General features: G+C 71.2%; 12 protein-coding genes. All 12 read right to left on the minus strand.

What is annotated here, in order from left to right; translation table 11 throughout:
• Positions 1-153 precede the first annotated feature (153 nt).
• Entirely contained in the window at positions 154-1,299 is a 1,146-nt protein-coding gene (locus CA984_RS16110) for an acetyl-CoA C-acetyltransferase (protein WP_086572915.1), read from the minus strand.
• Between the two features lie 75 nt (positions 1,300-1,374).
• Positions 1,375-2,844 (minus strand): DUF2079 domain-containing protein, encoded by a 1,470-nt coding sequence (locus tag CA984_RS16115; RefSeq protein ID WP_086572918.1) that lies wholly within the window; start codon positions 2,842-2,844, stop codon positions 1,375-1,377.
• Positions 2,841-3,719: a class F sortase gene (locus CA984_RS16120; protein ID WP_086572921.1), complete on the minus strand. Its 879-nt coding sequence runs from the start codon at positions 3,717-3,719 to the stop codon at positions 2,841-2,843. Before CA984_RS16120 ends, CA984_RS16115 begins: the two co-directional genes overlap by 4 nt.
• 13 nt (positions 3,720-3,732) lie before the next feature.
• Complete coding sequence (locus CA984_RS16125; RefSeq protein ID WP_086572924.1) at positions 3,733-4,656, minus strand: hypothetical protein; 924 nt, start codon at positions 4,654-4,656, stop codon at positions 3,733-3,735.
• 309 nt (positions 4,657-4,965) lie between these two features.
• Positions 4,966-6,192 (minus strand): MFS transporter, encoded by a 1,227-nt coding sequence (locus CA984_RS16130; protein WP_207620894.1) that lies wholly within the window; start codon positions 6,190-6,192, stop codon positions 4,966-4,968.
• Between the two features lie 206 nt (positions 6,193-6,398).
• Positions 6,399-6,806 (minus strand): STAS domain-containing protein, encoded by a 408-nt coding sequence (locus CA984_RS16135; protein ID WP_086572927.1) that lies wholly within the window; start codon positions 6,804-6,806, stop codon positions 6,399-6,401.
• 109 nt (positions 6,807-6,915) lie between these two features.
• Positions 6,916-7,083, minus strand: coding sequence for a hypothetical protein (locus CA984_RS46200; RefSeq protein WP_165781273.1), 168 nt, complete (start codon positions 7,081-7,083; stop codon positions 6,916-6,918).
• A 70-nt stretch (positions 7,084-7,153) separates the two neighbouring features.
• Positions 7,154-8,122 carry a helix-turn-helix transcriptional regulator gene (locus CA984_RS16140; RefSeq protein ID WP_086572929.1) on the minus strand — a complete coding sequence of 323 codons (969 nt, stop codon included), beginning with the start codon at positions 8,120-8,122 and terminating at the stop codon, positions 7,154-7,156.
• Positions 8,123-8,231: 109 nt separating this feature from the next.
• Complete coding sequence (locus CA984_RS16145; RefSeq protein ID WP_242675982.1) at positions 8,232-9,236, minus strand: glycerophosphodiester phosphodiesterase family protein; 1,005 nt, start codon at positions 9,234-9,236, stop codon at positions 8,232-8,234.
• Positions 9,237-9,890: 654 nt separating this feature from the next.
• Positions 9,891-10,082, minus strand: a complete 192-nt coding sequence (locus CA984_RS46205) for a hypothetical protein (protein ID WP_086572938.1) — start codon at positions 10,080-10,082, stop codon at positions 9,891-9,893.
• Between the two features lie 46 nt (positions 10,083-10,128).
• Complete coding sequence (locus tag CA984_RS16160; RefSeq protein WP_242675983.1) at positions 10,129-10,782, minus strand: DoxX family protein; 654 nt, start codon at positions 10,780-10,782, stop codon at positions 10,129-10,131.
• Between the two features lie 106 nt (positions 10,783-10,888).
• Positions 10,889-11,245, minus strand: coding sequence for a VOC family protein (locus CA984_RS16165; RefSeq protein ID WP_086572944.1), 357 nt, complete (start codon positions 11,243-11,245; stop codon positions 10,889-10,891).
• Positions 11,246-11,321 lie beyond the last annotated feature (76 nt).

The following is an 11,321-nucleotide window of genomic DNA, read 5'->3' on the forward strand; positions in this document are numbered from 1 at the left end:
CGCCCCGGCCCGGGGCTTCCCGGGCCGGGGCGTCCGTCTCCGGGCGCTCCCCTCAGAGCCGCTCGACGATCGTGACGTCGGCCTGACCGCCGCGCTCCGCTCAGAGCCGCTCGACGAGCGTGACGGTCCCGCAGTCCTCGCCGGACGCTCCGCTCAGAGCCGCTCGATGATCGTGACGTTGGCCTGGCCGCCGCCCTCGCACATCGTCTGCAGGCCGTACCTGCCGCCGGTCCGCTCCAGCTCGTGGAGCAGCTTGGTCATCAGGATCGCGCCGGTCCCGCCCAGGGGGTGACCCAGGGCGATCGCGCCGCCGTTCGGGTTGACCTTGGCCGGGTCGGCGCCGATGTCCTTGATCCACGCCAGCGGGACCGGGGCGAACGCCTCGTTGATCTCGGTGACGTCGATGTCGTCGATGGACAGACCGGACTTCTTCAGCGCCTTCTGGGTCGCCGGGATCGGCGCGGTCAGCATGTAGACCGGGTCGTCGCCGGTGAGCGCCAGGGTGACGATGCGGGCCCGGGGGGTCAGGCCGTGGTCACGGACCGCCTGCTCGGAGGCGATGAGGAGCGCGCCCGAGCCGTCGGAGATCTGCGAGGAGGTCGCGGCGGTGATCCGGCCGCCGTCCCGCAGCGTCTTCAGGGAGGCCATCTTCTCCAGCGTGCTGTCCGCGCGCGGTCCCTCGTCGTCCTCGACCTCGTTGACCGGGGCGATCTGGTCCTTGAAGTAGCCGTTCGCGATGGCCTTGGCCGCCCGCTGGTGGCTCTCGTAGGCGAACCGCTCCAGTTCCTCGCGGGAGAGGTCCCACTTCTCGCACATGAGCTCCGCGCCGCGGAACTGGGAGATCTCCTGCTTGCCGTACCGCTCGACCCACATGTCGCCGAACGGGAAGGGCATGCCCTTCTCCAGCGCCGCGGTGATCGAGGAGCCCATCGGCACGATGCTCATCGACTCCACTCCGGCGGCCACCACGAGGTCCTGGGTGCCGGAGAGCACTCCCTGGGCCGCGAAGTGGATCGACTGCTGGGAGGAGCCGCACTGGCGGTCGATGGTCACCCCGGCGACGTTCTCCGGAAGACCGGCCGACAGCCAGGCGTTGCGCGCGATGTCCATGCTCTGCGGGCCGAACTGCATGACGCAGCCCATGATGACGTCCTCCACCGCGGCCGGGTCTACGCCCGTGCGGTCGATGAGCGCCTTGAGGGTGTGCGCGGCCAGATCGGTGGGGTGGACGGTGGACAGACCGCCCTTCTTCTTACCGACCGGGGTGCGGACCGCCCCGACGATGTACGCCTCTGCCACAATGCCTCCTGCTCATGAAACCGAGCATTGTTCGGTTACCAGGAGGTTACAACAGAATCTTTGTCCGTGTCGTGCTCAGGAGGGCCGGTTGAGCACGATGTACCCGTCGCGGTCGAACACCTTGCGGTAGCCGTTCGCCAGCGCCTCGTCGACCCGCCGCTGCTGCGCGCCGAAGTCGCCGAACGGATAGGTCCATCGCGCCACGTCCGCCACGACCCAGGGCGCGTCATACGCCTGCGGCCCCCAGAGCAGCACCGTCGTCCGCGCGGTGAGCGCGGGGCCGACGTTGTTGGCCGCCTCGACGATCACCCCGTCCGGGATCATGGTCACGGCCTCCCGGGCCGCCGCGATGTGCGGCTCGCCGTCGTAGTAGCCCGGATCCAGGAGCTTGCCGAGCTCGAAGCGCGGGACGAGGGTGAGGCCGATCAGGCAGACCGCGACCGCCCAGTGCGTGGCCACGCCCCGCTCCGGGAACCGTTTCGCGAGCCGGGCGGCCCCGTCCACCCCGGCGCAGACGAGGATGGCGACGACGAAGGCGTTGTAGTGGTGCCCCGGCTCCCACCACTGCGGCCGGTCGGCCAGGAAACGCTCCGCGACGAGCGGGACCGCCGCCAGCGTCAGCGGCGACAGCAGCGCGGTCAGCGCCATCGGCCACAGCAGGAAGGCCAGGGTGTTCACCTTGACCATCGGGCTGACGGACTGCGCCAGCGCGCCCAGCGGGTCTCGCAGGACGGCCACCGCCACCTCGCCCAGGGTGGCGCCCCAGTTGCCGTAGGCCCAGTGGAATCCCGTGGTGCTCGCCCCCGCCAGGGGCATCAGCACGCTGCGGATCACCACGAGCGCGCCCAGCGAGAAGAGGATGAAGGCGATCCCCTCCAGCCGCCGCCGGGTGACGACCAGATACATCCCGAACCCGGCCAGCAGCAGGCCCATGTCCTCCTTGACCAGCAGCAGGGCCGCGGCCGCGAGCACCCCCAGGAGCGGCCGGCGGGCGTCGAACCGCTCGATCATGATCGCGCTCAGCAGCGGGACGAAGGCCGCCTCGTGGAAGTCGAACCCGGCGGCCTGCGCGATCGGCCACGACACCGCGTAGGCCACCGCGACCAGGTGGGCCGGGACCGCGCCGAGACGGCGCTCGGCGTAGTGCCAGATCGGGATCGCGGCCAGCGCGAACAGCACCGCCTGGGCGACGATCAGCGACTGCGGCCCGCCGCCCAGCCAGTACAGCGGGGCCAGCAGCGCCACGATCGGCGAGAAGTGGTCGGCGAGCTGGATGAAGTCCATTCCCATGCCGTACTGCATGCCGACCGACGGCTCGGTGGGCGCCCCGAAACCGGCGTAGCCGCGCACGGCCTGGTCGAAGATGACCAGGTCGAAGGTGGTGGCCCGGAAGGTCGCGAACTTGACCAGGCCCAGCAGCGAGTAGGCCGCCGTGGCCAGCGCCACGAGCGCGCCCAGCGCCAGCCCGTGCCGCCGCCTCCGCAGGACGTCCATGACGGCCGGGATCACCGGGGCCGCGGCCTCGGGCGGAGCGGTGGCGCTCATGCCTTGCGCGTGCTGGTCATCGTCGCGTAGGCGATGACGTTGTCGGTGTAGTGACCGGTCGCGCGGTCGTAGGTGCCGCCGCACGTGATCAGGTGGAGCTGGGGATTGGGCGACTCGCCGTACACCCGCTGCGTCGGGAAGACCGCCTTCTCCGCCTGTTCGAGGCCTCCCACGGTGAACACGGCGACGATGCCGTCCTTACGGTGCACCTCGATGACGTCGCCGTTGCGGATCTCGTCGAGGCGGCTGAAGACCGCGCTCCCCGACTTCGTGTCCTTGTGCCCCAGCATGACCGCCGGACCGGCCTCCCCGGCCGTGGGCCCGGAACGGTACCAGCCGACCAGGTTCGGGTTGGTGACCGGCGGCACCTCGATCGCGCCCTGCTTGTCGAGCCCCACCGACCTGATCGGCGCGTTGACGCCGAGGCGTGGGATGACCACGCGTACCGGGGTCGACGGCTGCATGGCGGGGGCCGCCGGGATGCTCGGCAGGGGCGGCGGCGCGGTCGGCTCGGCCTGGAAGTACGGGTCCGCCGGCCCGGTGGCGTTCGCCTGGCTGCGGGGCGGCAGCGTGGTGCGCTGGTCGGCCAGGCCGTACTGCTCGGGCGCCGCCACCATGTAGAGCATGCCGACCAGCACCGTGATCACCCCGGCGACCCCCGCCAGGATGAGCACCGACCGCATCACCCGGCCGCCGTCGATCCGCTCGTCGGGCCACTCCTCGTACGGCCGGCCGTACTGCTGGTATCCGGGGTGCTGCTGCTGGTACGGCGGATGAGATCCGTAGGGCGGCACCGGCCCGTGGGGACGCCCCTGCGGCCTCCCGCCCTGGGCGGGAGGTCTCGGCGGCCAGTTGTCAGGCGTCGGGGTGGTCATCCGGCCGACCCGGTCAGCCTCGGGTCGCCGTACGGCGCCGCAGCACCAGCCCGCCGGCCGCCGCGCCCGCCATCATCAACGCGCCGCCGAGTATGATCATCCGAGCGTCCGGCCCGGCGTCCCCGCCGCCGCCCGTGGAGGCGCCGCCGTCGGGGGTCTCGTCGATCTGCCGGTCCTTGGTGGGCTTGGGCTTGGACGTCTTGGTCTGGGTGACGGTGATCGTCGGCTCCGGCGTGGTGGCCGTCGGGCTGGGGGTTCCCGTGTTCGTGTTGGTCGAGGTCGGGGTGTTGCTCGGTGTCGGGGTGCCCGTCCCGGTGCCGGCGACCGACGGCTTGACCGTGATCAGCAACGCCGCGGCGCTCGCCTCCGCGGGGGTCGCGACGGCGCAGTCGTACAGCGTGGCCTCCTTGCCGCTGCCCGGCCCGGCGGCCGGCTCCAGGTAGAGGCCGAACGCGCCCGGCTGGACCGCGATGACACCGGCCGCGGTGGGGGTCATCGTGATCAACACGGTGGGCAGCGGCAGCGGGGCATTGGATGCCAGCGCGACGGCGGCGGCGGTGGCCCCGACCGTCCGGAGCTCGGAGGGGACGATCGAGGGGTTGGCGGTGACGAGCGCGTCTCCGTCGAACACGACGCGCTCGGTCACGGGGATCGCCGACGGCGCGAGGAGGGACGGCGAGGCGGCGGGCTGCCGGACCGCCCAGGTCGCCACGACGGTGGAGCTGGGCGCCGGGGCCAGCGGGCCCGTGATGTCCATCTGCAGCTTGTAGGTGGCGGCCACGCCCCCGGTCCCGGCCGTGCAGCTGTAGGAGACCGGCAGCGGGGCCGCCGTCATGGAGGCGATCGCCGGGACGGCGCCGAAGAAGAGACCTCCGCACACTGCTGCGATGGCGGCTGTCTTGACCGCGACGCGGCGGCGCGTCTTGGACTTCAGCACAGTCTCTCTCCACTTCGGAACAGTTGAGCGCTTTGGGCGGTTGTCCACGATTCCAGGCGATGGTCACGGTCCGGCATAGATCCTATGAACAGAGACCGTGAGATGCGCGCAACTCGGCAAAACGGGCATAAATTCCTCTCTGTCCCATCGCTGCCGACTCCGCCCACCGCCGTAGCCCTCCCCCGAGGCGCCGGGGCGGGGGACGCGCGCCTCCCGCCGGACGCCCGCCGCTCCCGGCGCCGTTCACCTCCGGACGCCCGCCGCTCCCGGCGCCGTTCACCTCCGGACGCCCGCCGCTCCCGGCGCCGTTCACCTCCGGAGCGCGGCCCGGCCCCGCTCACCGTCGGAGCGCGCCCCGGCCCCGCGGGTCAGGGCCAGAGCGATGACGAGGTACGGCACGGCGAAAACGGCGMAGATCACGCCGTGCCCGGCCACCGTGGAGGCCGCGGCGTAGCCGCCGTAGACGAGGATGCCCGCCACATCCGTGCCCAGCCCGGCCAGCGAGGTCACCGTGGCACGGGCCGGACCGGTGATGCGATTCTGGAGCCGCGCGCCCGCCAGCACCGTCGCCATCTGGAAGAGGCAGAAGGCCACCGCGATCGCCGCGAATCCCGCCGGGACCCCGCTGATCGCTCCCGCGCCGAGCGCCAGCGCCCCGGCGGCGATGATTCCGGCGAACGCCCGGTCCGTGAGGCGCCGCCCGGTCGCCGCGAGCACACCGCCGAGCGCGACCCCCGCGGAGACGAGGAGCACCAGGAGCGGTACGGCGTACGCGGCGACGCCGGTGGCGGCCGCCAGCAGGGCGACGTACTCCTCAAGCGAGCCCCAGACCGCCCCCACCACGGCCACCAGCAGCACCGCCAGCCGTACCGATCGGCTGGCGCGCATCTCCCGCACGCCTTCCCGCAGGATGGCGGCGTAGCCCTCCGGCCGCGTCTCCTCCGGGCTCTTCACCCGGTGCTCGGGGAAGGTCGTCGCGACGGCCGCGCAGAGCAGGCATGCCAGGACACTGGCCGCCCCGAGCAACGGGTAGCCGCCCACGGCCAGCGCGGGGGCCGCGGCGGCCGTGGCCAGCATGGTGGCGCCGGTGCCGAACGCGTGGCCACGACCCATGATCGCGGCGTAGCGGTCGGCCGCGCCCAGGCGTTCGAGCTCGGTGTAGACCAGCGCCTCCATGGCGCCCGACTGCAGCGCTCCCGCCGCGCCCCAGAGCACGAAGCCGACGGCGAACGCCCAGTAGGAGGGAGCGATGATCCACAGGGCGTAACCGGCGGCGGCCAGCAGCGGCGCCAGGGCGAGGAGCAGCCGCCGCGAGACGGCGTCGGCCCACACGCCGGAGGGCACCTCCAACACCAGGGAGGTGACCGACCAGATCACGAACAGCGAGGAGATCTCGGCGGTCGACAGGCCCGTGTCGACGAACAGCAGTGCGTAGACCGGGTAGAGCAGGATGAAGTCATCCAGGAACGTGTAGCCGTAGAGAGTCGTGGCCAGGCGCTTCACGCGTGCGCCGGGTCCACGCAGAAAAGAGATCATCAGAAGGTCCTTCACGCGGGGGAGACTGTGCGGGCCCGGGATGCTCGGCATCCCGGGCGGTCCGCGACAGCGTGTTCCGCGTCGACCTCTGGTGATGGATCAATGTCGCCAGGTCATGGAGCCGACTCTACCTCCGGCCGCCCCACCCGGCCCAGCGGATTTCGCGAGGCGGGCCCCGGGCGGGACCGCTCCGGCCACCGGCCTGTTCAGTCCCCGGTCCGCGTCTGCGCCGGCAGGCTGTACGGCCGCGGCTCGCCCTGGTCGCTCCCGTGCATCGGGAGGACCCGGTCCAGTCCGGTGACGCGCAGCAGCCGGACCGTCTGGGAGCGGGGCGCGGCCAGGCGCAGGGTGATGCCGAGCGCTCTGGCGCGGCGCTGGGCGCCGACCAGTACGGCCAGCCCCGACACGTCGCAGAACGACACCCTGGACAGATCCAGGACCAGCGGGCCCGTGCTGAGCCGCAAGGCACGCAGCAGGCGTTCGCGGAGAGCCGGACTGGTGAAGATGTCGATCTCGCCGTACAGCGGGACGATGGTGGTGGCGGGATGTGCGGGATGCACGGTCCGAGGGCTCGTCCCGTGGCGGGTCTGGGTCTTCGTCTGAAAAATGGTCATGGAATCTCCGATCGGAGAAGAGGCGGGACCCGGGCGGCCGGTCAGCAGCGCGCGGTGGCACGGATGCCGCTCCAGAGCCGGGTGCCCGGCGGCGCCCAGGCCGTTGTGGTCAGGTCGCGGGCACGCGGTCGGCGAGATGCCCGCCCTCATTCTCCCCGGCGGCCCGGCTGTCGCCTCGTACGGACGAGGTGACGGCTGGGACCCGCCGGTGGGCGTCGGTGAGGACATGTCCTCGGTAGACCCAGCTTACTCCCTGGAAGTGCTCATAGCCGGACATCGACGCGCGACATCGTGCCTGGTCGCCGGGGGGGGCGTGCGGGCTCGGAGAGGATCCGGCCGTCACCGGCTCAGCCCGGCGGTGGGGACGGCGGTAGGGAACCGGCGAGGAGCGCGGTGAGCGAGCGGATGTGCCGGACCAGCTCGGGTGGCTCATGAACCTCGAAGCGGTAGCCGAACAGGCCGACGTACAGCGCGAGTTCGTCGAGGGAGTTCGAGCCGGCGCGCAGCGTGCAGGAGTGCTCGTCGACGGCCTCGAGCACGCCGATCGTCGGCGATATCTTCTCCGCGGCGACGTGAACGGGCACATGCAGCGTGAACCTGCCCTGATAGCGGTAGGCCCCGGTGGAGATCCCGCGTGCGGTGTAGCCGGCCAGATCGGTGTCCGGCGGTCGGCGTGGCGTGAACCGCGGCCCGTTGGGAACGCGCGGACGCAGCCGGTCGGCGCGGAAGGTCCGCCAGCCGTCGCGGTCGAGGTCCCAGGCGATGAGATACCAGCGCCGGCCGGTGTGCACGAGGCGATGCGGCTCGGTGCGGCGGACGCTCGACCCGCCCTCGTGATCGGCGTAGTCGAAACGCAACTGCTCGTGCGCGCGGCAGGCGGCCGCTACGGCCGTGAGCACGTCGGGGTCCACGACGGGACCGCCGGAGGGAAGGGTCACGGTGACCGACTGCAGCGTGCTGACGCGGTGCCGCAGGCGTGCCGGCAGGACCTGTTCGAGTTTGGCCAGGGCGCGCAGCGAGGTCTCCTCGATGCCGGCGACGGTGCCACTGGCCGCGGTGCGCAGACCGATGGCGACCGCGACCGCCTCGTCGTCCTCGAGCAGCAGCGGGGGCAGCTTCGCGCCGGCGCCGAGCAGGTAACCGGCGGCGCCGGCGGTGGCGTGCACCGGATAGCCGAGGACGCGCAGCTTCTCGATGTCGCGACGGACCGTACGCACGTTCACGTCGAGCCGGTCGGCGAGATCCGCGCCGGTCCACTCACGGGGCGTCTGCAGCAGCGACAGCAGGCGGAGCAACCGGGCCGAGGTTTCCAACATGAATGCGAGCTTCCCATCAAGCTAGGACAGGTCCCACCCTAGCCACGTGCCTGACGCCGGCTCCATGACCGGCATCCGGGAGCTCTTCCGGTCACCGCGCCGACCCGGGTCAGCCGCCGGCGATCAGGCGATCCCGTACGGTACGCGCGACACCCGGGTTGTCGGCGAGCACCCCGTCCACCTGGAGCCCGTACAGCCGTGTCAGCCAGCCCGTCACGTCCCCGGCGGCGCGGGAGTACGCCGGCCCCGCGGGATCGCCCCGCCGGTAGTCCGCCGGGAGGCTCACGTTCTCGTCGCGGACCGTCGCGACGTGTACCTGCAGGCCCTGCCGGTGGGCGTCCTGGACGAGCGAGGTGGGAGCCCCCAGTCTCCCGTCGGGGCCGACCGGCACGACCCGCGTGGTGGTCACGCCGATGCCGGCGGCGTACGTGGCGATCTGCCGCAGGCCGGCCGGGGTGACGAGATCGTCGCAGGTGGTCGGGTTACCGCTCTTCAGCAGATCGTACGGAGTGCCGCTTCCGGCCCCGATGAGCTGGATGAGCCGCAACCGCGTGACGGACCGCAGCTGCTTGAGGTTCCCCGTCTCGAAGGACTGGATGAACACCGGGTCGCAGGCGTCGTCCCAGCCGTACCGCCGGAGGGTCTCCAGCAGCGGTCCCTCGATCGGCAGCCCGATGGAGGCGAAGTAGCTCGGATATTTGATCTCGGGATAGATGCCCACGCCGTGCTTCTGCGCGAGCTGGACGATCTCCTCCAGTGTCGGGATCTGCGCCTTCCCGTCGTACGCCGTGTTGGCCGGCCGCCGCCGGGGGAAGCGCTCCCTGGCGCGGAGGGTACGCAGCTCGGCGAGGGTGAAGTCCTCGGTGAACCAGCCGGTCTTCCGGCCGCCGTTGATGGTCTTGGCCGTCCTGCGGGCGGCGAACTCGGGGTGGTCGGCGATGTCGGTGGTCGCCGAGAGCTCGTTCTCGTGCCGGGAGACCAGGACGTGGTCCTTGGTGGAGACCAGGTCCGGCTCGATGTAGTCGGCGCCCAGCTGGATGGCGACCTCGTAGGAGAGAAGCGTGTGCTCGGGCCGGAAGGCGCTGGCTCCCCGATGCCCGACGACGATCGGCACGTGGGCGCCACCCCCGAGCAGGAGGGACAAGGGACCCGTGGGCCGGGCCGTACTCGGGAGTCGAGCCGGGCTCGGCGGCTGGGCGGGCGTCGGCGGCTTGGTGGCCCTCATGTGCCGAGCCATGCGCGCGGCCCGGGCGGTACGCGCGGACCTCGCCGTCCGAACGGGCCGTTTCGCCTTCGGCCAGCGGGTCCCCCTCGGAGAGCGGGTTGAGCGGGTGGTCCGGGCCTTGGCCTCGGATCGCGTCATAGGCGCGGATCCCGTCATACGGGCGGGCTGGGAGGAGCCCGCGAGCCGGACAGGGCTCACGGGCCGCACCGAGGTCGCAGGTTGAACCGAGGTCACGGGCTGAACCGAGGTCGCAGGCTGAACCGGGGTCGCAGGCTGACCAGAACCCACGGCCTGACCAGAACCTGCAGTCTGACCAGAACCTGCGGGCCGAGCGGAACCTGCGGCCTGAGCGGAGGTCACGGGTCGATCCGGACCGGTGGGCCGGGCTGGACCGGCGGGATGGAGGGCGAGAACCGCCGCTCCTCCTACGAGCACGATAAGGACACTGATCCGTGTTTTCCCGACCACCCGGGTACACCCCCACTTTCCTGCCTTGCGGGGGGCACACTGGTACAAACAGCTCTACCCTGAGTGGCCGAACGGCTAACGGATGCGCCCGCCTCTCCGTTCGGGGTGGGTGATCTGAACGGGCGCGTGCAAGGCGTCGCCGAGATGAGCGGCGTGCGCGAAGAGTGGCGCATCCTCGCCGGGCGCGGTGCTCCAGGTCCACCCCAGGTGGTCGGAGTGCAGGCGGGTGGAGGCGGGCAGCCGGCCGTGCGGCTTGAGCCGGACCACTCCGTCCGGGACATGTACGGCGCCCCCGCACATGACACCGGAGGGATCAGAATTGGACGTTGGTCATCGTGTACCACGTCGGAACGAATGTCAGCAGGACCAGTGCGCCAAGGACCGCAAACGACCTGAGCGCGCGTGAGGTGGTGAGGATCGCGGGCGAGATGGGCCTCGACTTCCATCGTCCGACCATGACGAACGCCGCGACCCCTCCCAGCAGGAGATTCGCAGGTACCAATGCGTATTCGCCGCGGATGACATGAAAACCAGCCGCGAGGATCATCGTCAGTGTCAGGCCGGCGGCGGCGAACGGCGTCAGCATCGGCTTGACCTTCGTCATCGCCGGCAGGATCAGGCCGACGCCGCCCAGTACCTCACAGATCCCGATGAAGACGATCAGGGGCTGCGGCACCGCGGCGTACCAGGCCACGGCTCGGGGCGCTGCCGCATACAGAGCTCCGTCGTACAACAGCACCTTGCCGAAACCGCTGCCGGCGAAGAAGAAGCCGAACAACACTTGCAGTGACCAGAGTGCGCCGTTGAGCGTGAACCTCATTCCGTGCCTCTTGGGCTGCTGCTCAATGTCCTTGTCTGCGCGCGAGCTGCGGCGCGCTGCCGTCTTCCGCTCTTGGGCGTGGTCCTTCATCGCGGCCCGTTCCTCGACCGTGAATCCCTCGTACGTGCTGCTTTCGATGCCGCTCATGGCAGATCCCCCTGAGAACCTTGATGTACTCGATCTTGTGAGGGCGCTGACGGCCCTCGTCTCGCCGTGGTTGAGCCGGTGCTCGGTGTCGCGACGACGTCGGCGTTCATCGGTCTTGAAGCAGTCCGAGGACGTTGCCGTCGGGGTCGGTGACGGTGGCCACCAGACGGCCGCTACCGACGTCGTGCGCGGCCTCCTGCACGGTGGCCCCCGCGGCGATCACCTCGGCCAGCTTCGCCTCGATGTCCTGTACGTGCCAGTAGGCCACCGGGGAGGTCATGCCCTGCGGTCCACCGCCGGGCACCAGTCCGATGTGCTGGCCCTCGGCCTCGAAGCCGACGTAGTAAGGAGAGTCGGTCTGCGGCGCGATACCGAGCAGGGCCGCGTACACCGCCTTGGCCTTCGCCAGGTCGGACACGGGGTGCAGCACGGTCTTGATTCCCTGGGGGGAAGAGCCGGTCATGGTCGCTCCTGTGGTGGTGGGCCTCGTCGACCCGCTGTTTGCGTGTTCACAGCTTCGCTTCCGGCCTGACCGGGCC

The organism is Streptosporangium minutum (assembly GCF_002149035.1).
GTDB lineage: Bacteria > Actinomycetota > Actinomycetes > Streptosporangiales > Streptosporangiaceae > Streptosporangium > Streptosporangium minutum.